The organism is Rhizobium sp. P28RR-XV (assembly GCF_012641385.1).
Classification (GTDB): Bacteria; Pseudomonadota; Alphaproteobacteria; order Rhizobiales; family Rhizobiaceae; genus Rhizobium.
The window spans coordinates 103,759-125,749 of the sequence record NZ_JABAIG010000008.1 but is presented as its reverse complement, the minus strand read 5'-3'; the positions used below and the strand labels follow the sequence as shown (position 1 = coordinate 125,749).

The following is a 21,991-nucleotide window of genomic DNA, read 5'->3' as shown; positions in this document are numbered from 1 at the left end:
TTGCATTATCGGAAGAATTCGATACAGTTTCAGAACGATCGAAGGAATGCTGCATGCGGACATCGGCCAATGAGACACTCGACATCGACCTTTTGATCCTTCCGGAGACGAACCTGATTTTGATCGCTTCGGTTATCGAGCCGCTGCGTGGGGCCAACCGCATTTCCGGAGCGGAGCTTTATCGCTGGCGCCTCTTCACGCCGGATGGATCGCCGGCGGAAACGACCAGCCTCATCCCGGTGCCTGCATGTTCCAGCTTCCGGCCGACCTCGGATACGGCGCCGCTTTTCGTGCTTGGGAGCTACAATTGGCGACGAAGCGCGACGCAGGCGTTGAAGATGCAGCTGTCGCAGTCCGCGCGTCACCGGTCGATGGTCGCCGGCATCGAATCCGGCACCTGGCTGCTTGCTGAAGCAAGCCTGCTCGACAATGTCTCGGCCGCCGTCCACTGGGAGGACTACGACGATTTCGCGCTCGCCTATCCGCAGGTGCGCGCCGTCAGGGATCGCTACGTGATCGACGGCAAGCGGATCACCACCGCCGGTTCGCTGCCGACGGTCGATCTCATGCTCGAGATCATCCGGCGGCGGCAGGGCTATTCGCTGGCGCTGGAAGTGAGCCGCCTGTTCATCTACGAGCCGGCAAGCCCGCAAAGCGCGGCGGAACTTTCGCCATCGACGGCCGGCCTGCGCATGCGGGATCCGCGGGTTGCTCAAGCCATTCGCCTGATGGAGGATCATATAGAGCAGCCGCTGGTGCTCACGCGTCTTGCCCGTCGCATCGGCGTCAGCGCACGCCATCTGCAAGCGCTCTTCCAGGAGAGCATCGGTGCGCCGCCGCATGTGCATTACCTGGCGCTCAGGCTCAATGCGGCCCGGCGCAAGGTCATCGAGACGAAAGCCTCCTTTGCCGAGATTGCCGATGCGACCGGCTTCAATTCGGCATCGGCATTTTCCCGCAGCTATCGTGCCAGCTTTTCGGAAAGCCCATCTGGCACGCGTCGCCGCTTGTGCCGCCGCACTACGCCTGCAGGAGAGTCGACATAGGCTGGAAGGCCTCGCGTACCATCTCGGCCAATTCGCGGATCGCCTCGCTCGAATGATAGGGGTTGCGGCGAAGCACGACGCGGGAAGAATCGACCGGCGGGAAACCGTCATCGCCCGTCAGGTCCCGGCAGCCATGTGGAATGTTGCTGCGCGACAGCGTCGTTACGGCAAGCCCGGCGGACACGGCGTTCTTCAAGCCGGAACTCGTGTCGGCAATGAAGGCGATACGATAGCGCCGCCCGATTTGCTCCAATGATTTCAGAGCGAAATCGCGGCACCATGTCGAATCCCGATAGACAGCGATGGGCAGGGGTGTCGCCTCATGCACACGATGGACCAACGATGTCACCCAGACAGTCGGGTCGATACAGAGAACCTCACCTTTGCTCTGGTTGTTCCAATCGAAGACGACGGCGAGGTCCAGCTCGTCTTTTTCCAGCGCGGCCAGGTTATGTGCCGTGTAATCGCATGAAACGGTGACTTCGACGGCCGGATGCCGGATAGCGAAAGCGGCCAGCGCCGCCGGCAACACAGTCTGGCTGTATTCTTCCGGAATCCCGATCCGGACAGGGCCGTCCAGAGGCTTGGTGCGGATATTCGCCGCCGCCTCGTTGAGGAGCTCGATCACGCGTTGCGCATAGGGAAGCAGTTGAGTGCCGGCGCGGGTCAGCATCGCTCCCCGTGCGCTTCTTTCGAAGAGCGTTTCGCCTATCGTCTCCTCCAGCCGCTTGATCTGCGCGCTGACGGCCGATTGCGTGCGGCCGATCCTTTGAGCGGCCGTGGAAAAGTTGGATGTCTCGGTGATGACGAGAAACGTCCGCAGCAGGTCGCTTTCGATGGGGTCGCGCATGACACGTCACAAATATTTCTGATAGCTACTATCTCTACTATTCGTTTGCCTGATGTCAAATATCGGCGCACACAGGTCATGTTCCTTCTGCTCATTCTTTGAGTCCATACATGACATTCCAGTTTCCGACCCGCTCCGCTTTTGCCAGCGATTATGAGAGGGGCGTCATACTCGTGGCCACCGCAATGCTTGCGTGGAGCTGCAGCGGCATCTATGCGCGCCTTCTGACCACGGACATATGGACGGCGATCGCCTGGCGATCGCTGTTCGGCGGCCTGTTCCTGCTGATCCCCAGCTTTTTCCTCGAAGGTGGGTTTTCGCGTCGGCAATGGGCATCGATTTTTCATCCTGCCGGGCTGGCGATGCTGGCCTGCCAGACGATCAGCCAGGCCTGCTTCATCGGCGCGCTCTACACGACCACCGTCGCGAACGTAACGATGATCTACGCGACGGCGCCGTTCATCGCGGCGTTTCTCAGCTGGACCATGCTTAAGGAGCGCGTAGCAAAGCGGACCTTGATCGCCGGCGGCGTCTGCCTCATCGGCGTCGCTGTCATCGTGGCGTCGTCGATCGGCGGCGGCACGGGTATTGGTGATCTGCTCGCACTCGGCATGACGGTCACCTTCGCGCTGATCATCGTTATCCCGCGCATGGATCCCGCTATCCCGATCCTGCCGTCGAGCGTTGTCAGCGGGCTTCTGACCTTCGTCGTCTTCGTGCCCTTTGCGTCTACAGGCTCGGTGGACGTTCAAAACTGGCTTTTGCTCGCGGCTTTCGGGGCGACGAATTTCGCGCTGGCCTTCGTCCTTTTCCTTTTCGGATCAAGAAAGATGCCTGCCGCCGACGCCGCGCTCATCAGCTCGATGGAGATCGTATTGACGCCGTTCTGGGTCTGGCTGTTTTTTTCCGAGATGCCGCCGGTCGCTACCTTCGTCGGCGGGGCGATCATCTTTGCGACGATCGTCTGGCACACGGCTATCGATCTGCGGCATAGCCGCCGCGCTCGCGTGCCGGTCTAGCGGTTCGTAATCCTGAAACAAAATGTAACAACTAATAACACCCCGTTACGCCGCGAATCATTATATTCCGCTCGTGTTTGAACGAGAGGTCTCTTGATGCTGGCTAACCAAGCGCCGTCCCCTTCACAATCCGATGTGCTGATCTGTCTCGACAATCAGCAGGTTGCGTCCCGCATCGGTACGGTTCTGTCGCAACAGGGACTGACAGTGCTGACTATCCCGACGACCGGGCTTCAGGAGTGGTTCGAGCCCAACGGGTGCCAGCTTGTGATCACGCATACCGCGATGATCGGCCAGGTGCGCAGTCGCCTCAACCTGCCTGTCGTCAACATCGAAGCCTTCATATTCGATCGCCCAGATCATGCGACCGAGGGTGCTGCCCGGCAGTTTGATGGCGACGCCTTCGTCAAACGGGTTTTCCTGGTCATGAATGGCGCCCAGAGGCGCATCGCCAGCTGACCCATGCCGGCCAGCACTTCGGCCACTCTCTACAGTCGTTGCTGGCTGGTCTTGTCGAAGAAGTGAAGGTTCGGTGTCTTCAGGGAGATCTGAATCTTCTGGCCGGGGTTGAGTTCGGCGCGCTCCCGCATGACCCAGGTCAGTTCCTTGCCTTCCAGATCGAGCGCGACATGCGTTTCCGAGCCTGTCGGCTCCACGACCGTCACGGTTGCTGTCACTCCGTCGTCTGACGCAAAGGAGATATCTTCCGGCCGGATGCCCAGAACGACCTCCCGGCCCTCCGACTGAGCCGGAGCACTGACGAGTTCGACGCGGGTGCCGGTCGCCAGCGTCAGAGCTGGGGAGGCGCCGCCGGTGATCTTGCCTTCGAGGAAATTCATAGCCGGCGAACCGAGGAAGCCGGCGACGAAGACATTTCTTGGCCGGTCGTAAAGTTCCAGTGGCGAACCGACCTGTTCGACCTTGCCGCCCTGCAGAACGACGATCTTGTCGGCCATGGTCATGGCCTCAATCTGGTCGTGGGTCACGTAGACGATCGTCGTCTTCAAGCGCTGATGCAGAGCCTTGATTTCCGCGCGCATCTTCACGCGCAGCTTGGCATCGAGATTGGAGAGCGGTTCATCGAACAAGAAAACCTTGGGATCGCGCACAATGGCGCGGCCCATGGCGACACGCTGGCGCTGGCCGCCGGAAAGCTGGGCGGGCTTGCGTTCCAGCAATGGCTGCAGTCCCAATATCTTGGCGGCGTCGCCGACTTTCTGGTCGATCTCCGCACGCTTTGCACCGGCAAGCTGCAGCGCAAAGCCCATATTTTGCGCCACCGTCATCTGCGGATAAAGCGCATAGTTCTGGAATACCATGGCGATATCGCGATCTTTCGGCGGCAGGTCGTTGACGACCCGCCCGCCGATCGAGATCTCGCCGCCGGTAATATCCTCGAGCCCGGCGATCATACGCAGCAGCGTTGACTTGCCGCAGCCCGACGGGCCGACGAGAATGACGAATTCGCCGTCCGAGATTTCGACGTCGACGCCATGGATGATATTTACTGCGCCGTAGGACTTCCTGACGTTCTTGATGGTCAATCCGGACATGACATTCTTCCCTTGAGGATCGATCAGTGCTTCTTGCTGACGCGGAGGGCCTGGTATGGCTTGCCCGGCAGTTCCACGCCGAAAGCCGCATCCGCCTTGCCGCCACGCACGATCGCGCCGTGCCGCGTCGGATGCGGGATCGGCGCTTCCACCTTCCTGGCCGGTGTGATCGTCATCTCCCATGTGTCGATGATGTCCACGTCATAATCCGTGCCGTCCTTGGGCAAGCCCGTCGACCAGATGACCGGCTGGTGCTCTCCGAGATAGATGTAAGTGACATCACCATCGCGCGCGCCGGAAACGCGTGTCCACGGCCATTCGCCGAACGAAGCCATCGGCTCAAGGCCGTTGACAACGTCCTGCTCCAAGAGGTCGCGCAGGAAGCCGATGCGCTTCCAGGCTTCGCCGCGCAGTTCGCCGCCCTTGGCCCACCAGATCAGGTCTTCCGGGTGCGAATAGGTTTCGCCGTGGCCGGCATAGCCGCCGCGCGTCATCGTGATCCAGAAGCGATGCACCAGCTCCTCAGCCGTCAGGTTGCCCCAGGACTGAATGATGTTGCCCTCATATTCCGGCTCGTCGTTGACGACTGGCTTGCCATAGGCCTCGCGCCACTCCTGCGTGCGCTTTACATCCCAGTTCTGGATGCAGGTATGGGTCACCCAGGGCTTGCGATGATCGAAGTTCATCGTCGGCTCGCCGTTATGGATGGATTTCAGATGGCCGTAGGGATCGTTCTCCTCGAGAATGTGGAAATAGCGGTCCCATTGCTGCAAAGGCTTGGTGTCGAGAAGGAAGTCATACTCGTTGGCAAGCGCCCACCAGACATTGCGATAGGCGGCAAGGCGCGCGGCGAGATAGGCGACGTAGCGGAAATCCTGCTCGGCCGACATGTCTGAATAACCCCAGCGATCATAGGGGTGGAACATGATGATATCGGCCTCGATGCCGAGCTGGCAAAGGGCCGCGACTTGGCTCTCGAAATGGCGGAAGGAAACGGGGTTCGGCCTGTCGAAATCCTCTTTGCCGTCGGTGCCCTTCTCGAAACAGGCATAGAGCGGCTCGTTGACGTTATAAGGATAGTCCTTGGGGAAGACGCCCATGCGGATCTTGTTGAAGCGTGACTTTTTCAGCGTCTCAAGGGTCTGTACCTGCATGTCGAGCGGCTGGTGCGTCCAGGCATAGCAGGTCGTGCCGAAGGAGAGAAAAGGCTTGCCGTCGGCATAGGCGAAATGGAACTTGTTGTGGACATGCACGGGGCCGTGGTTGCCCTCGGATGGCTTGCTCGCGACGAAGGAACCAGTCTTGCCATCCAGTTCCGACGTCTTCGAGCGGGTGCGGAACGACCACTCACCTTCATTGTCGGGCATGAAGCGAACGCGATAGACGCCGTCGCCATCGTAGAAGCCGGGTACGCGGACCTCGCGGCTGTTCTGGCTGAAAACGGCATCGAATGCCACATCGAGATAGGGATTGCCGCCTGAAGGACCGTTGAGGGCCGCTTCGAAGACTCCCCATTTTTCGACGGACGCGTTGGACATGATGTTCTCCTCGGAAGATGTAGGGATGGTGCGACCGCTCAGCCCTTGACCGCGCCGGAGGTGAGGCCGGAGACGAAGTAGCGCTGGAAGATCAGATAAACGATGGTGGCCGGCAGTACGGTCATAACGATCGCCGCGTTCAACTGTCCGTAATCATTGGAAAACTGCCCCTGGAACGACATGAGCCCGAGCGGCAATGTCCACATGTGCTGGTCCTGCAGCAGCACGAGCGCCATGGCGAACTCATTCCATGTCGAGACGAAATCCAGGATCAGCAGGGCCGCGAGCACCGGCAGGCAGACGGGCAGGAATATCCGGCGGAAGATGGTGAAGTGGCTTGCGCCGTCGATCAGGGCTGCTTCCGACAGTTCTTTGGGAATGCCTTTGAAGAAACCATGCAGGATGAAGACCTGGTAGGGCACGCCGAAGGCGATATAGGGCAGGATCACGCCCGGATAGGTATCGATCAGCCCGAGCGAATTGACCAGCGTGAACAACGGCGCCAGCATGACTTGAAAGGGGATCATGGTGCCGAAGACGACGGCGAGCAGCAGCAGCTTGCCGAACCTCAGGCGGATCTTGGCAAGCGCATAGGCCGCCATCGCCGACAGGATGAGCCCAAGCGGCACCTTGATGACGGTGATGATGGTGCTGTTCAGGAAGGCATTGGCAAAATTGCCGCGGCCCCAGGCGCTCGAATAATTTTCGAAAGCCGGATCGAGCGGCGGCATGAAGGCGCCGGTCGATGTCACGTCGGCTTGCGTCTTCAAAGAGGTGAAGACGATGAAGACGAAAGGCGCAAACCAGATCGCCGCGACGACGAAAAGCGCGATCCACAGGCCGATCAGCACCGGATCCCGCTTGCGCTTGGCGGGGACGACGGTTTCGAAGTCGTCCGACATGGATGTTGCCGATGCTGCGGTCATTGTTCGGCCTCCTCATGCTTCTGCGTCCATCGCAGGTAGGGAATGACGATCGCAATGGTGATGAGCAGCAGAACGACCGAGATCGCAGCGCCGCGGCCGAAATCGAAGATCTGCATGGCCTGCGTGAAGGCCCAGAGCGCCAGCATTTGTGTGGATTGCGCCGGTCCGCCGCCCGTCAGGCCGTAGACGATGTCGAAGGCCTTCAGCGAAGAGATGACCGAGAGCACCAGCACGATGGTCAGTGTCGTGCGCAGCGCGGGCAGGGTGACGTAGCGGAAGATGTTCCAGCGCCCGGCGCCGTCGATACGCGCGGCTTCCACGAGCGTTTGCGAGACGTTCTGCAGGCCTGCGAGAAACAGCACCATGGAGAAGCCGACGGACTGCCAGAGATAAGCGACGAAGACCGAATAGAGCGCGACGTCCTTGTCGCCGAGCCAATCCTGAATCCAGCCCTGCATCCCCATCGATGTGAGGATCTCGCTGAAGAGGCCGAAGAAGGGATCGTACATCCACTTCCACATGGTCGCGACCGCGATCGGGGCGATGATAACAGGCAGATAGAAGATGGCGCGAAAGGTATTGCGGGCAAAAAGCTTCTGATTGAGGCTCAGCGCCAGCAAGAGGCCGACCATGGGCGGAAAGATCACGCACATGATCGTCCAGATCACCGTATTGCGGAAAGCGACCCAGAAGACGGGATCCTGCGTGAAGACATATTGATAGTTTGCCAGTCCGACGAACGGGCGTTGCGGATCGAGGCCATTCCATTTCTGGAAGCTCAGCACCACCACGTTCAGCATCGGATAAAGCGCGAAAATCGCGTAGATCAGCATGGCTGGGGCGAGCAGGATCACTGCCTGAACGCGGGGATCATCGGTTCGATTGCGGAATGACATTCTGATTGCTCCCGGCGGCAGCTGGCGCGTGGGCATAAGGTGAGGGAAGCCGTCCGCCGCGATCGGCAATCGGAGCGGCGACCTCCCTCGATCGATCAGCTGCGGCCGGAGATGAAGGTCTGCAGCTGCTTGGCGGCATCGGCCGGCTGGATATTGCCGGCAGCCACGTCATTGATCACCCGGAAATATTCGGTGGTGACGTCAAGCGGGAAGGCCTGGTCGCCGTTCATGTAGACCTTGCTATAGGTCTTGAAGATATCGAGCCACTTCGCCTCCAGCGGCTTCTGGTCGGTGTACTGGACATTCTTGTTGACCGAGATCGAGCTGATCTGCCCGACGAGGTCCTGCTGCACCTTGGTCGAGAGGAAGTAATCGAGGAACTTCGCGGCGAGATCCGGGCTTTTGCTCTTGGTGCTGACGTAATTGTACTCGGCAAAGCCGTAGAGGCGGTTGGTGTTCGTCGGGAACGGCACAAGGCCGTAGTCGTCGAGGTTGACCTTGCTGCCGCTCAGCTGACTGACAAGCCAGTCGCCTTCGAGCATCATCGCAGCGCGGCCGGCGACGAACAGCGTGTAGGACTGCTGGTTGCTGATGCCCATGAAGGGTTTCAGCGTGTAATCCTTCGTCCACTTGGCAAATTCGGTGAACGCGTCGGTCGCGCAGGGCTCCTTGGTCCAGTCGGTCTTCATGGCCATCAGCGCGTCATGCTTGTCGGCGCCGCACTTGGTTTCGAGCAGCACATCCATCAGGCGCATGACATGCCAGTTGACCGAGCCGCCGAAGGTGAAGGCCGGAATGCCGGCTGCCTTGAGCTTGTCGGCCGCAGCGAGCAGCTCCTCATAGGTTTTCGGCTCCTGCGTGATGCCGGCCTTCTGGAAGAGCTTCTTGTTGTAGTAGATCGCTTCGCCCTTGAAGGTGAAGGGGACACCATGCTTGCCGCCTGGATAGAGATCGGCAAAGGCGGCGGCGGACGGAAGCAGCTCGTCGTTCCACTTGTACTGGGTATAGTACTTGTCGAGCGGCAGAGACAGGCCGGCCTTCACATATTCGCCGCCGAGGCCAAGCCCGGCCCAGCTGAAATAGATATCCGGGCCTTTGCTGGAGCCTGCCGCGACGCGAAGGGCAGTCTTGTGTTCATCGACGCCACGCTGGACAATTTCGATGTGCGTGCCGGGATTGGCGGACTCGAAGTCCTTCGCCACTTTCTTCAGCGCGCCGTTCGCCGCGCCGTTGTCGAAGTTCAGTGTCCATAGTGTCAGGTCTTCCGCGGCGACATTGGTCGACCAAAGAGCCGCGGTCGCGATCGCCGCGGCACCGAACCAACGCGCATATTTGAAATTGATAGCCATCTCCCGTCCTCCTCCTGAACAAGCTGAGGGCGGTTTTGACAAATCGTTACCAACATGTCAACTGGTATGATGAGATCATCATCATTCTGACGCGAAATGGACTTTGAAGCAGGATATGATCACCACCGCTGAAGCCGCTCCGGGATCGATATGGCCCAAGGCTCGTTCTCCAAGGCGCGAGGATCTGCCCTTTGCGGCAATCATGCCCTTCGTTGCTTCCGCTCCCGCTGCGCCAGCCTCAAGACCGGCGGCCAGACATGCGGCCAGCGGCAAGCCTTGATCCCGGGCGGCTCGGCAGGCCGCTGCGGCCGGCACCCATGCATCGACCATCGTCTTTTCACCGACTTCGGCCTTGCCGCGGTCCTGGATGCCCTTGGCAAAGGCTGAAAATATCTCGACCATGTCGTCGTCGTTCAGCGAGGTCTTCCCCTTGGCGACCGCGCCCGCACGCATGAAGGCAGTCGCATAGAGCGGCCCCGACGAGGCGCCGACTGCGTTGAGGAAGGATTTGGCCGCCGTATTGAAGACCAGCGTCGGATCGGCAGCTATCGGATCCAGCTCCGAAACCGCCTTGGCGGCGGCGGCAAAACCGAGCTCCATGGCAATGCCATGATCGGCATCGCCGATGACGCCGTCCAGTTCGCAGAGGCGATCCTTTTCGCGCGCCATCGCCTCGGCGATCCGCGCGAAAAGCGCCTTCAGATCTTCCGTTGCAACCGTCGTCATGACAGGGCCTCGCCGGAACGGAACATGGCGCAATCGCAGGGATGGTCGATCAGCCGCTGCAGTTCCTCGTCCAGATGCATGAGCGTGATCGAGGCGCCGGCCATCTCCAGCGACGTGCAATAATTGCCGACCAGCGACAGATGGATGATAAGGCCTGCGTCGTCGAGCATCACCTTGAGCTTGCGCATCATGATGTAGAGCTCCATGAGCGGCGTCGAGCCGAGCGAGTTGACGAGCACGGCGACCCGGTCACCGCGAGCCGGCTTCATCTCGTCGAGGATCTTGCCGACGAGTTCGTTCGTCACCTCGTCCGCCGATCGCATCGGTCCGCGGGCGACGCCGGGCTCGCCGTGGATGCCCATGCCGATTTCCATCTCGTCGGCGCCGATCTCGAAATTCGGCTTGCGCGTCTGCGGCAGGGAGCAAGGCGAAAGCGCAACCCCCATCGTATAGGTGCGTTTATTCGCCCAGCGCGCCACCCGTTCGACCTCGTCGAAACCGTACATCAGATCGCAGGCCGCACCCGCCGCCTTGAAGATGAAGACGTTGCCGGCAACGCCCCGGCGGCGTTCCGTCTGATCGACCGGTGCGGACGCGATGTCGTCTGTCGTCAGCACGGTACGCACCTCGATATCGTCCATGGCCAGCATCTCCGCCGCCATGTCGAAGTTCATGACGTCGCCTGCATAATTGCCATACATGAACAGCACGCCGACACCGCCATCGACGGCCTTGGCGCATTCGATGATCGGATCGGGCGGCGGTGAGGCAAAGACATTGCCGATGGCGGCGGCATCGGCCAGCCCCTTGCCGACAAAGCCGAGAAATGTCGGCTCGTGCCCGGAACCACCGCCGATGACCAGGCCGACCTTGCCGGTTCGTGGGCCATGGTTCGCCACGATCGAGCGCGGCGAACCGTCAACGGCGTGGAGATGACGCGGATGGGCTGTCAATATCCCGGCCAGCATCTCATCCACGGCGGCCGCACCTTCGTTGATCAGCTTCTTCGTCTTCACGCGGTCCTCCAAATTATTGCGATTGCTGGGACTAGAGCCGGATGATTTTAGGTCTGTTGGACATAAAATCTGAATCCGCTCTAGAATCAAATAAGTAGAGCGTGATGTCGTCCGAAAACCGCCTACACTTTTCGGCATCACGCTCTAACATGCGCGTCTGCGATCGAAGGTCAATCCATCAAGATCGCCGAAACAGCGCTATAGGCATCCAGCATGAGCCTGTTATTTCCGGTCTGTTCCATGAGGCGGAGTTTCCCCAGCTCGACCAGCTGAGAGATGGGTGTGATGTTGACCAAATGGAGCGACCGCGATCCGTTGGACTGCGCGGTGATGAAGGCCAGTACCGCCGTCGGATCGGACGACAGGCACTCGTGCCATTGCTCGCCCGCGAGGCGGGACAAGGTCGAGACCACGTTGAAGAGCGGTCGTGTGGTTCCTGCCGCTGATGGTTCGTTCTCCCCGGCAATCAGCCCGGAAGAACCGGTCAGTGCCGACAGTGTCAGGCATTCCAATCCGGCATCGAGGACGCAGGCGGCATAGCCAAGCGCAAAGGCTTCTCCGAAACGGGCATTGTGGCGGGGATCGGCATTGGCCATGGCGATGCGGCGGCCGTGTGGATTGTCCATCGTCCGGCTGCCATAGGGGTTCTGCCGCATCGGTATGGTGGAAGGGCCGATACGGTAAGGCTTGTCTCCGTAGATGGCGCGCACGGAACGGGTGATGAACGGCAGTGCTTCCAATGTCTGCATGATGCTGAGATCGTCGGCCGCATGCACGATGGGATTGGTGCAATGGGTGATGAAATCGAGAGTGTCGGCGGGCACCCGTTTGCGATTGAGTTCGGTGAAATAGCTCAGCATGCCGCCGCCAAGGCGCACATCGGGGAAGGCGGCCCGCGCGGCTGCATAGACCTCCTCAAGGGCCGGGCACTCGGGCCATTTGCTGCCCGGCGGCGTCGATTGCCGGTCGACCGAAGGGGAGATCACGATTGCATCAGGTTTGAAATCGACCGCTCGCATCCAGCCTGCTATCTGCCGTGCTTCGACAAGCGGCGCCTGGCGGCAGGGCAACGCGATTTCCAGCGTCGATTTGCCGGCATGAAGCGCGGCAACCGCGGCGAAGCGTTCGAAGGCGTCAGCGCCGTGGCCGGCATTCGGATCGAAGTGGAACAGCAGCTCCTGCGGCCCAATTTCAGCCAGCCGGTCGCGCGCAGCCCGCGTCGCATCCGCTTCTTCGGGTGTAACGACAAGGCCGATGGACGGCATGGTGCCGGATTTTGTTCCCGGGCTTAGGGTGATCGCTGCATCTGAACTATGGGAAAAAGAGGGTGGCGAACGCCGCATGTCCCCTATGGTGAGAACGATGCGCTGCCGCATCGGCTCGCCGGGCGGAATTCGATAGGGCCAGGGCAGGGCCAGCGGGCGAACATAGGTCTTGTAGGAGGCATCCGACCAGTTGCGCTGGTCTTCCATTTCGAAAGTGTCGCCTTCCATGCGGCACTCGGCTGTCACGTTCGACGTCACGCTATGCGTAATCGCCCGCATGTCCTTGAAGGGCTGCCAGGGCTCGATAAGGTCAGGGAAATGCGTGCTCTTTCGGCTGCCATCGACATGTTCGACCGATACGGGCATGCCGGCAACGCCGACGATCGGATGCAGGATGCAGAAGCCGCAGCGGTTGGTTTCGAAGCCGGTCATCGAAAGCGCTATCGCTTCGAAGGTCAGGGCTTCGTCGGCCTCAGCCGCTATCCGAACGTCGATTGCGAGTTCGGTATTTTCAGGGCCTGCGCAACGCGCGACATAGCTGACGAAAAAGCCATCCTGATGCTGATTGATCCGCAGGTCGTCGATATCCGGTGCATAGGTGCCCCAATCGCGATCGCGAACCAGATAGGAAACGGCCCGCAGGACTTCGGCACCGTCGTAACGAATGGCCCGGAGATTGCCGTCCTTGAAGTCGACCTCAAGCCTGCCCGATGTCAGCCGCACCGGCGGCGTTTCGGTTTCGCGCGTGCCGTAGAGCTGGAACGGATCGATCCCGGTCGTCATCGCAACATCGCCCCGATATCGACCGGGCGCCCGCTGGCCGCACTCTCATAGGCGGCCTCGACAAGCGCGAAAGTCTTGAGATTGTCAGCACCTGACGTGGAGGTCTCACCGCCATTGGCAAGGCGATCGGTCCAATGCTGCTGGATCGCGAGAACGCTCTCCTGGATATTGTGCCAGGGACGGGAGGCCCAGGGCAGAAGCTGCGGCGAGGCATCCGTGATGGTCACGCCAGCCGGGCCGTTGACCTCAAGGCGATAGCCTTGTGAGAGCCGAATGGTACCCTGCGCGCCGTCGAGCTCGATCAGCGTCTCCGGGAAGGGTTCGGTCGCAAGCTTGGAGGCATAACTGACATCGACGATCGATGTCGCGCCGTTCTCGTGATCGAGCAGGATGGTGGCGACATCTTCGCCCTTTATCTTCGGATTGACTCGCTTGGTGCGGGCGGTCAACGAGGCGACGTCGCCGAGGATGAAGCGGGCGATGTCGAGCGTGTGGATGCCAAGATCTTCGATGATGAAGCGTTCGCCCTCGGCCAGATAGGGCTGACCTGAGAAAACGTCGTAGCCGGAGCGGAACGAGAAGCGGCCCCAGAAGGGCTCGCCGATCACGCCCGACTGCAGGACGGTCTTGACGGCCTGTATGGGTGTTTGCCAGCGGAAGTTTTCATGCACCATCAGCGGCACGCCGGCCTGGGCGCAGACTGCGACCATTGCCTTAGCGTCGCTCAGCGTCTTTGCGAACGGCTTCTGGCAGATGGCCGGGATCTTGTGGGAGGCAGCCATTTCCACCAAAGCGCGATGGCTTTGCACCGTTGTTGCGATGTCGACGAAATCGAAGCCACCATCGGCAAACATGGCGGCGGCGTCCGCATAGCGGCGCTCTATGCCGAACTGGTCGCCGACGCTCTTCAGCCGCTCCGGGTCCCGATCGCAGATCGCGACGATGCTGGCACCTTTGACGTCCCGCCACGCGTGCATCTGATTGATTGCGAAGAAGCCGCAACCGATCAACGCGCCCTTAAGTTCTGCCATTTCAGCCTGCCTTTGCCATCTGCATGAGAGTTACACGCTGCTGGAGGCGCCGTTGTGCCTGATCCACGACCACCGCGATGATGATGACCAGCCCCTTGATGACCATTTGCCAGAAGGAAGATACGCCCATCATCACAAGGCCGTCCGAAAGAATGCCGATGACGAAGGCGCCGATGATCGTGCCGCCGATGGTGCCGCGTCCGCCCGACATGGAGGTGCCGCCGAGCACGGCTGCTGCGATCGCATTCAGCTCGAAGCTTTCGCCGGTTGCTGGATGCGCCGCCATCAGTTCCGACGATATGACGATACCGACGATGGCGGCGCAGAGCCCCGAGAACATGTAGACGAAAATCTTGACCACATCGACGCGGATGCCCGACATGCGTGCGGCGCGCTCGTTTCCGCCGACGGCGAAGATGTGCCGGCCGATCGGTGTCGAGCGGGCGACATAGGCGGCGGCGAGCGCCAGCACGATCAGGATCCAGATGGAAACGGGAAGGCCGAGCAGGCGGCCGGCGCCGAAGACGTCGAAGCCCGTCGTATCATATTCCGGCCGCCCGACCAGGTTCGGGAAGGTTTGCCCGTCCGAAGACAGGAGCGCGAGGCCGCGGGCGATATAGAGCGTTCCGAGCGTGGCGATGAAGGGCGCGACATTGAGCTTGGTGATGAGCAGGCCATTGATGAGGCCGATCAATAGCCCGACGGCCAGCGTGATGAGGATGATCTCGTAGATGTTGAAATAGACGGTATATCCGATCGGCAATTCGACGCCGTTCAGGATGAGGGCGCCCGCCACCATGCCGCAAAGGCCGACGATCGAACCGACCGAAAGATCGATCCCGCCGGTGACGATTACGAAGGTCATGCCCATGGCCAGAAAGGCATTGAGCGCGACATGCTTCGACATCAGGATGATGTTGGCGGTCGAGGTGAAGTTCGGTGCGAAGATCGCAAAGAAGATGATGACGGCAAACAGCGCGATGAAGGTCCTGAGCTTCATCAGCGTCAAGAGAACGGAACCGTTCGAGCGATTGGCCGCGAGGCCGGAGGACGTATCTGCCGTCATGACGCGAGTTTCCCTGTATGTCCATGTCCCTTGGCGGATGCTGCGATGATGGCCTCTTCCGTCGCTTCGCTTCGGTCGAGAACGGTCACGAGCTTGCCGTTGCTGAGCACTGCGATGCGGTCCGAAAGAGCCATGACCTCTTCAAGGTCCGAAGTTGAAAACAAGATAGCCAGGCCCTTGCCCGCGAGCCGGCGCATGGTGCGGAAGACATCGGCCTTGGCGCCGACATCGATGCCGCGGCTCGGCTCGTCCATCAAAAGCACCTTCGGATCGGTCATGAGCGCCTTGCCGATCACGACCTTCTGCTGGTTGCCGCCGGACATGGAGGTGACCTCGAAATCGGGATTGGGCGCCTTGATGGAAAGATCGCGGATCATGTCGCGGATGGCGCTCTTTTCGGCACCCGGATCGATATGGAAAAGCAGCCGGGCGAAACGCCCAAGGCTTGCAAGCGTCAGGTTGCTGGCGATGGATAATACCTGCACCAGCCCTTCGCGCTGCCGATCCTCGGGGATCAGCGCCAGGCCGTGCCGGATGCGCCGGGTGGTGTCGCGTGCGCGGACCTCGACGCCGTCGATATAGATCCGCCCGGTCGAATGCGTATGCCGGCCCATGACGCATTCGAAGAATTCGCTGCGCCCGGCACCCATCAGGCCGTAGATGCCGAGGATTTCGCCGGCGCGCACCGACAGCGAGACATGATCGACGGCGAGGCCGCCCGTGCGTCTCGGCAGGCTGATCTCCTCGGCGCGGAAGGCCTCCTTGCCGATCGCATGGCCTCCGTCCCTGGCGAAATCCTTGGCATCGGATCCGATCATCGACCGGACGATCCATTTCGTGTCGATATCACGAACCATGGCGTGGCCGGTGATCTGCCCGTCGCGCAGGACGGTGATGTGGTCGCCGATCCGCATCAGCTCTTCCAGCCGGTGCGAAATATAGACGATCGCAACGCCCTGAGCCTTCAGCTCCGCGATGACCTTGAACAGAATGTCGACTTCCGCCGCCGACAGCGCCGATGTCGGCTCGTCCATGATCAGGATGCGGGCATCGAGAGAGATGGCCTTGGCGATCTCGACAAGCTGCTGCTGCCCGATCGGCAGGTCCTCCACCATGGTTTCGGCGTCTATGCCGGCATCCAGCCGATCCAGAAACTCGTTGGCCTTTATGATCTGCGCTTTGTGATCGATACCGAAGACGCCGCGGGTGATTTCCCGCGTGGCAAAGATGTTTTCGGCCACCGTCATGTTGGCGAAGAGATTGAGCTCCTGGAAGATCATGCCTATGCCACGAGCTTGCGCGCTGGCCGGGCTATCGAACGAAACCTCCTCGCCCTCAAGCAAGATGCGGCCGGCGGTCGGTCGCTCGACGCCTGCGATGATCTTCATCAGGGTAGACTTGCCGGCGCCGTTTTCGCCGACGAGCACGTTGACCGCGCCGCGATGCAGCTCGAGATTGGCGTGCTTGACGGCGACAATGCCGGAATAGACCTTGGAAACGTCCTCCAGGCGCAGGATGATGTCGTTGCTTGGCGTTTCGCTCATGGTCATTGCCCCAATGTCAGGGCCGAAGGCGTGATCAGGGGAAGCTGACCGGATGGGGGCAGCGGAAAGGCGCCCGTCACCGTGATCGTCTTTCCGGTCAGCCCGTTCCGGGGCAGGGCCGCCAGAAAGGATGAGTTCGCCTTCTCATTGAAGGCTTTGCCGAACTGAGCCCACTCGATCTGGTTCCTGAATTCATTGAAGTCCAGAAAATCCAGCGCGTCGCGCAGCGCTGTGCCGCGGATCGCCGGGCCGATCTGTACCTTCGCGTCCGCCTTGCCGTCGCCATCCACATCGACATCGAGCGTGCCTGCACGGGAGGCAGTGTCGGCAGCGACGATCTTGCCGCTCAACTTGACGGCATAGGTCCAGGGCGATGAAGCCTGTTTCCGCGGATTTCCGTATTTCGCCCCGGCATCATCCGGGTTCGATGCTACGGCCTGCAACACGGTCTTGATGTCGCCCGCGCGCTTCTCGATGCCGGGCAGTACCTGGGATTGCCAGATCGCCTCGACCTTCGCCGCCGGATCGAAGGCACCCTTTGCCGCCTGCGCCGCCTTTTCCTCGGGCGTCGGTGTCTTGATAATCTTGCAGCCGGGCAATGCCGCGGCCAAAACAAAGGCCACGAGCGCGCCTCTGATCCTCAACATGCAATGCACCTCGATGTCGCAGGAAAAACATTCGGAGAGCGCGGTTTTCCCGCGCCCTCCAACCTAGCTGGTCCGCCATCAGTTCTTCAGTGCGAAGGTCTCAAGCTTGTCGGCATTGTCGGCATTGATGAGAACGCAATCCATCAATTGCTTCTCATCCTTCGGTGCCGTCTTGTTCTTGATGTACGCATCGGCCTGTTCGACCGCCTTCTGGGCCTGGGCGTAAGCCGGCTGCATGACCGTCGCCTTGATGCCGCCGGCCTTGATCGAGTCGCGCACGTCGTTGGAGCCGTCGAAGCCGACAACGATCACGTCCTTGCGGCCGGCCGCCTGCAGGGCGGCAATCGCCCCCATCGCCATGGTGTCGTTGCCCGAGATCACGCCCTTGATGTCGGGATTTGCCTGAAGGATGGTTTCCATCTTGGCATAGGCCTCGGTTTGGCTCCAGTTCGCCGACTGCTTGGCGACAAGCTTCAAGTCCGGATAGTCGTCGATGACGTCGTGATAGCCCTGCGAGCGGATGCCGGCATTGGTATCGGCTTCACGGCCGACGAGTTCGGCATAGTTCCCTTTCTCGCCCATCAGCTTGACGAATTCCTGCGCGCCGAGCTGTGCGCCCTGATAGTTGTTGGAAACGATCTGGGCGACGGCGATGCCGGTGACGTTGATTTCGCGGTCGATGAGGAAGGAGGGGATGCCCGCATCCTTGGCCTTCTTCAAGGCGGCGACCGTCGCATCCGCGCCGGCATTGTCAAGAATGATCGCTTTGGCGCCACGTCCGATGGCCGTGTCGATGACTTCCGATTGCTTGTTGGCATCGTCGTCATGCGTCATGACCAGCGTCTCGTAACCCAGCTCTTTTGCCTTGGCTTCGGCGCCGACGGCCTCTGCCTTGAAGAATGGATTGTCGAAGGCCGGCGTGATGATGGCGATCAGGTCGGCGGCGAAGGCAGGCATTGCCGTTCCCAGAGCGAGTGCGCCGGCGAAGGCTGCAAGTGTCAGTCTGCGTGTTAGTTTCATGGTCTCCTCCCAGTTATGAAACAGGCCCTGTTCCCGGCAGGGCAGTAGGGGAGGGCGACGCCCTCCCCGGGACGTCGATCAGGTGATGCGACGGATGCTGTCTGCGATTTCCTGCGGCTCGAACACCTTCTTCCAGTCGTCGCGCATCAGGGCAGGAATGCCGAATTCAATTGCCTTGTTGCAGGCATCGGAGAACACGCCGTCGACTTCCTTGAAGATGACGGCGCCGAGCACGTTCATGTGGCCGAGCAGGAAGTCGCGGGCGGCTTCCGCCGGAACGCCGCGGGCCACGCACTCATCCATGGCCTGGCGCATGATGACTAGCAGCGAGGCGCAGACCGTTTCGGAAAGACCAGGCTCCAGCATCGCCATCTGCTCGACGGTGACACGGTGCGAGCGCATGACGGGTGCCCAGATCACTTTGGCGATTTCCTCGCCGAGAGCATAGGCGCTTTCCGGGCCTTGCATCAGGGCCGAAACGATATGCTGCTTGGCAAAGAGGCCACCGAAATGGTCCTTCTTCGCCTGCATGTCGGTCTCGTCGTTGAAGATCGGCGGATGGCAGGGATGGGTAACGAAATAGGTGAGATCGTCGCGCTGCGGCAGATGGCCGGCAAAGGGGGCGGCGGCGTCAAGAGCGACGACCATCGTGCCGGGCTTGAGCTTGTCGACGATGCCGGCGGCAACCTTGCCGATCGCCGTATCCGGCACGGCAAGGATAACGACGTCTGCGCCATCAAGCGCTGCGTCGGCAGGTACGCAATCGACGGAAAGATCGTTCTTCAGGCGCGCCTTGCCGGCATCGCTGACCTCGACGTGGCGCACATCGAAGCGTGAGCCTTTCAGGTTCTTGGCGAGCCGGTAGCCCATTTTGCCTCCGGCGCCGAAAAGAGCAATTGCTGTCATGTTAGTACCTCGTTCACTTTCAGAGTGTGGTAGCGCAAGTGGTATGATGAGTCAATGAGTATGCCATCGATGCGCTAGAAAATGGCGCGCTTAAGACCCTCTGCCGTCGCGGATCTGCGCGAAGTAGTCGTCGGTGCCGACCTGCCCGCCCTTCAGCGCAATCTGCAGGCCGTTGGTGGGAGCGTAGCTGCCATGGGCGGTGCACAATGGCGAGCCTGGTGTCTGCGGCAATGGCAGGAGCGTCGTCAGTGCCTCGACGCGCAGTTCCTTCAGGGCGTGGCTGGACGTGTCACCGCCGGCAATGACGGCGCGGCCGAGTTTTTCTTGTTCAATCAGCTGCCGCAGAATTGTGCCGAGGGCCTGCCCGAGACGATGCCGTGCGCCGGGAATACGGTCGATATCGCCGCCGCGGTCGGCGGAGGGGCCGAGCGCGGTATGAAGAATGACGCTGCGGCCGCCCTTCAGGCTGGCAATTCCCGCAGCGACCGCTGCGTCCAGCCCCCGTTCGGCATTTTCGCCAACAAGCGCCAAGGGATCGAGATCGATGCCGTCAAAACCGTCCGCCGTGGCGCGGCGGATTTGCCGTTCCGTCGTCGGCGATACGCTGCCGGAAACGACCGCGAGGCGATCGACGCTGCCGGGAGCTGCGAATTCCGGTTTTTCTCCGATCAGACCTTCGCGGCGCCAGGCATTGAGAAGGGCATATTCGACACCGGACGAGCCTGCGACGAAGGCATGGCCCTTGTTTGCAAGACGCCATAGCTGGTGTCCCGCAGCGGCCTGGGTTTCCGCACTGTCGACGTCAAGCAGCAGGATACCCTGATTGCCCCCTGTCAGCGCATCGATCCGCAGGTCGGCATTGGCTGCCCGGATCGCGACGAGATCCGCGAGGCTGACGGGGAGGGACGTCTGCTTGCTCAGATGCACGGCTAGATCGGCCTCATCCATCGGCGTGACCGGATGCCGGCTCATGACCGGATGTCGGTCGATGCGAAAGACCTGGCCCTGATAGGCCGCAAAGAGTTGGCCGAAGGCGGTGTAACGCTTCAGCTGCGGCGCCCCGACCACAACAGGCACGACGGATTGTGCAAAGAGCGCCTTGCCGATCTCGATCGCCTTGCCGATATTGCCGATCTTGGGGCTGGAATCGAAGGTCGAGCAGACCTTGTAATGGCAGATGGCCGCGTCGAGACTGCTGAGCCATTTGAATGCAGGCGTCAGATGCTCGTCCATCCATTGCGGCGTTTCGCTGCGGCTGGTGCCGGCGATGCCGATGGCGCGGCAATCCTTGAACCGCTCCAGCATAGCCTCGCTCGGAATGCCGAGGAAGAGGGCCGTCTCCACGCCGTTCGAGGCGAGGGCCTCCATGACGTCGGTAGAGCCGGTGAAATCATCTCCGTAATAGCTGAGAAGAAGATCGGACATCGTTGGAAGACTGGACATTGCTGTTAGGCGTCCTTGCCGTCACTGAATTTTGCGATGGAAGCGGCAAGCTCCGGATGGTCCTTGGCATAATCGGCCAGAGGTATGTCCGAAACCGCTGCCTGCCAGGCTTGCTGGATCGCTCGCACGCCGGCGGCGGGTCCGAAAGGATGGCTGACGATGCCGCCGCCGCAGAGATAGAGAAGATCCGTGGTCCGGCCGGTGCGCTGGTAGGTTTCGGGCGCCTGTCCTCCCCATTGACCGGAACCAGCAACCGGAAGTGGACAGTCTGTGGGATCGAAGAGCGGCGTGCTGATCGCCTTGAAGGATTCGACGAAGCTGTCGTCGGGTTCCCAATATTTGACCCTGATGCCGTTGATCTGGAACTGATCGACGCCGAGCAGGCGCCAGAATTGCTGGTAAACTTTGAAATCCATGCCGGCGCCGGGATGGCGGGTCAGGATATCCCAGCCATTGCGATGCGCATGCAGCACCAACCCGGAGCGCTTGCGCAGGAAACTCATGCCGCCGAAGCCGATGGAGTTGATATTGACGACGGCGCAATTGCCGCCGGCCTTCAGCACCAGATCGTGGTTGCGCATCATCTCGTCGGGGTCGGCATGCGAAATGCCGAAGGCGTACATCACCTTCTTGCCGGTTTTCTGCTCATGATCGAGGATCAGCGGCATAATCGCCTCGACGCGGTCCTTCAGCGGCGAATAGGCCGGGCTCATCAGTTTCTCGTCGTCCTTGATGAAGTCGACGCCTGAGCTGATCAATTCGCCGACCAGCGCAGCCGTTTCCTTCGGCCGAAGGCCGAGAGCCGGCTTGACGATGGTGCCGATGATGGGACGGCCGCTGACGCCGGTCAGGCGCATGCTGCCGGCGACGCCGAACTGCGGGCCTGGATGCGCATCGCGAAAGGCATCCGGCAGCTTCATGTCGACGATCCGGATGCCGGTCATGCCCTTGATCGAGAAGACGCCGCCGATCGCGATCGTCATGAGTGCCGTAAGATCGGTTCCGATCGCATCCAGCGGGAAGGCGATATCGACATCGGCGCGATGGATCGACCCATGCCCTTCCGCAACCTCCGGCCAGGTCGGGCGTTCCGCATCGGCAAGGAGGCGAATCGCGGTGACGCGTGCGGCGACGCGCGCTTTGAGCTCTTCCGTTTCACCGGGAACAGCGACGAAAGTGCCGGTCGATTGATCGCTGGCGATCTTACTTGCCATCGCCTCGATGCTGCCTGAGGTTTCGATACGGTAGGTAACAGTGATGGTCATGAGTGGATGAATGCTCCTCTCGCCGACGATTTTCGCGTGGCGCAAACTGGTGATCTGGTATAATGAGTATTCCAACTTCTGCAACGATTTTTTTGCCCGGCA

At 60.8% G+C, this 21,991-nt stretch carries 20 protein-coding genes; 3 read left to right on the top strand and 17 right to left on the bottom strand.

The features are described 5' to 3' along the window. Window positions 1–53 precede the first annotated feature (53 nt). Window positions 54–1,046: a GlxA family transcriptional regulator gene (locus HGP12_RS18190; protein ID WP_168840210.1), complete on the top strand. Its 993-nt coding sequence runs from the start codon at window positions 54–56 to the stop codon at window positions 1,044–1,046. Here HGP12_RS18190 and HGP12_RS18185 read toward each other — a convergent pair. After that, entirely contained in the window at window positions 1,021–1,896 is an 876-nt protein-coding gene (locus HGP12_RS18185) for a LysR substrate-binding domain-containing protein (protein WP_168879572.1), read from the bottom strand. The two genes, HGP12_RS18190 and HGP12_RS18185, sit on opposite strands and share 26 nt — an antisense overlap. A 110-nt stretch (window positions 1,897–2,006) precedes the next feature. Here HGP12_RS18185 and HGP12_RS18180 point away from each other — a divergent pair, with 110 nt between their 5' ends. Together HGP12_RS18180 and HGP12_RS18175 are read left to right on the top strand one after the other, a co-directional pair. Beyond that, window positions 2,007–2,915: a DMT family transporter gene (locus tag HGP12_RS18180; protein WP_168840208.1), complete on the top strand. Its 909-nt coding sequence runs from the start codon at window positions 2,007–2,009 to the stop codon at window positions 2,913–2,915. A 96-nt stretch (window positions 2,916–3,011) separates the two neighbouring features. Then, the gene (locus tag HGP12_RS18175; protein WP_168840207.1) at window positions 3,012–3,374 is read left to right on the top strand and encodes a hypothetical protein; all 363 of its coding nucleotides are present in this window, start codon (window positions 3,012–3,014) and stop codon (window positions 3,372–3,374) included. Between the two features lie 29 nt (window positions 3,375–3,403). Here the strand turns inward: HGP12_RS18175 and HGP12_RS18170 are convergent, their stop codons facing one another. The 16 genes from HGP12_RS18170 to oiaX all read right to left on the bottom strand — a co-directional run bounded on the left by HGP12_RS18170 (window position 3,404) and on the right by oiaX (window position 21,889). Beyond that, on the bottom strand, window positions 3,404–4,468 hold the full coding sequence (locus HGP12_RS18170) for an ABC transporter ATP-binding protein (RefSeq protein WP_168840206.1): 1,065 nt from the start codon (window positions 4,466–4,468) through the stop codon (window positions 3,404–3,406). A gap of 23 nt (window positions 4,469–4,491) precedes the next feature. After that, a complete protein-coding gene (locus tag HGP12_RS18165) occupies window positions 4,492–6,006 on the bottom strand; it encodes a DUF5060 domain-containing protein (protein WP_168879571.1) in 1,515 nt (504 codons plus the stop codon). Between the two features lie 38 nt (window positions 6,007–6,044). Further along, window positions 6,045–6,932 carry a carbohydrate ABC transporter permease gene (locus HGP12_RS18160; protein WP_168840204.1) on the bottom strand — a complete coding sequence of 296 codons (888 nt, stop codon included), beginning with the start codon at window positions 6,930–6,932 and terminating at the stop codon, window positions 6,045–6,047. Next, a complete protein-coding gene (locus HGP12_RS18155) occupies window positions 6,929–7,828 on the bottom strand; it encodes a carbohydrate ABC transporter permease (protein WP_168879570.1) in 900 nt (299 codons plus the stop codon). Before HGP12_RS18155 ends, HGP12_RS18160 begins: the two co-directional genes overlap by 4 nt. Before the next feature lie 95 nt (window positions 7,829–7,923). Continuing rightward, window positions 7,924–9,177, bottom strand: coding sequence for an extracellular solute-binding protein (locus tag HGP12_RS18150; RefSeq protein ID WP_168840202.1), 1,254 nt, complete (start codon window positions 9,175–9,177; stop codon window positions 7,924–7,926). 81 nt (window positions 9,178–9,258) lie between these two features. Then, entirely contained in the window at window positions 9,259–9,903 is a 645-nt protein-coding gene (dhaL, locus tag HGP12_RS18145; protein WP_168840201.1) for a dihydroxyacetone kinase subunit DhaL, read from the bottom strand. Beyond that, window positions 9,900–10,919 carry a dihydroxyacetone kinase subunit DhaK gene (locus HGP12_RS18140; protein ID WP_168879569.1) on the bottom strand — a complete coding sequence of 340 codons (1,020 nt, stop codon included), beginning with the start codon at window positions 10,917–10,919 and terminating at the stop codon, window positions 9,900–9,902. The genes dhaL and HGP12_RS18140 overlap by 4 nt, the downstream gene beginning before the upstream one ends. 170 nt (window positions 10,920–11,089) lie before the next feature. Continuing rightward, window positions 11,090–12,967 (bottom strand): hypothetical protein, encoded by a 1,878-nt coding sequence (locus HGP12_RS18135; protein ID WP_168879568.1) that lies wholly within the window; start codon window positions 12,965–12,967, stop codon window positions 11,090–11,092. Further along, on the bottom strand, window positions 12,964–13,998 hold the full coding sequence (locus tag HGP12_RS18130) for a Gfo/Idh/MocA family protein (protein WP_168879567.1): 1,035 nt from the start codon (window positions 13,996–13,998) through the stop codon (window positions 12,964–12,966). Before HGP12_RS18130 ends, HGP12_RS18135 begins: the two co-directional genes overlap by 4 nt. 1 nt (window position 13,999) lies before the next feature. Continuing rightward, window positions 14,000–15,064, bottom strand: a complete 1,065-nt coding sequence (locus HGP12_RS18125; protein WP_168879566.1) for an ABC transporter permease — start codon at window positions 15,062–15,064, stop codon at window positions 14,000–14,002. Then, window positions 15,061–16,614, bottom strand: coding sequence for a sugar ABC transporter ATP-binding protein (locus HGP12_RS18120; protein WP_168879565.1), 1,554 nt, complete (start codon window positions 16,612–16,614; stop codon window positions 15,061–15,063). Before HGP12_RS18120 ends, HGP12_RS18125 begins: the two co-directional genes overlap by 4 nt. Next, window positions 16,611–17,255: a DUF2291 family protein gene (locus HGP12_RS18115; protein ID WP_168879564.1), complete on the bottom strand. Its 645-nt coding sequence runs from the start codon at window positions 17,253–17,255 to the stop codon at window positions 16,611–16,613. The genes HGP12_RS18120 and HGP12_RS18115 overlap by 4 nt, the downstream gene beginning before the upstream one ends. A gap of 78 nt (window positions 17,256–17,333) precedes the next feature. Next, window positions 17,334–18,275: a D-ribose ABC transporter substrate-binding protein gene (locus HGP12_RS18110; RefSeq protein WP_168840194.1), complete on the bottom strand. Its 942-nt coding sequence runs from the start codon at window positions 18,273–18,275 to the stop codon at window positions 17,334–17,336. 78 nt (window positions 18,276–18,353) lie between these two features. Next, complete coding sequence (locus HGP12_RS18105; protein WP_168879563.1) at window positions 18,354–19,181, bottom strand: phosphogluconate dehydrogenase C-terminal domain-containing protein; 828 nt, start codon at window positions 19,179–19,181, stop codon at window positions 18,354–18,356. Between the two features lie 90 nt (window positions 19,182–19,271). Next, window positions 19,272–20,606, bottom strand: coding sequence for a four-carbon acid sugar kinase family protein (locus tag HGP12_RS18100; RefSeq protein ID WP_168879615.1), 1,335 nt, complete (start codon window positions 20,604–20,606; stop codon window positions 19,272–19,274). A 23-nt stretch (window positions 20,607–20,629) separates the two neighbouring features. Beyond that, window positions 20,630–21,889 (bottom strand): 3-oxo-isoapionate-4-phosphate decarboxylase OiaX, encoded by a 1,260-nt coding sequence (oiaX, locus tag HGP12_RS18095; RefSeq protein ID WP_168879562.1) that lies wholly within the window; start codon window positions 21,887–21,889, stop codon window positions 20,630–20,632. Window positions 21,890–21,991 lie beyond the last annotated feature (102 nt).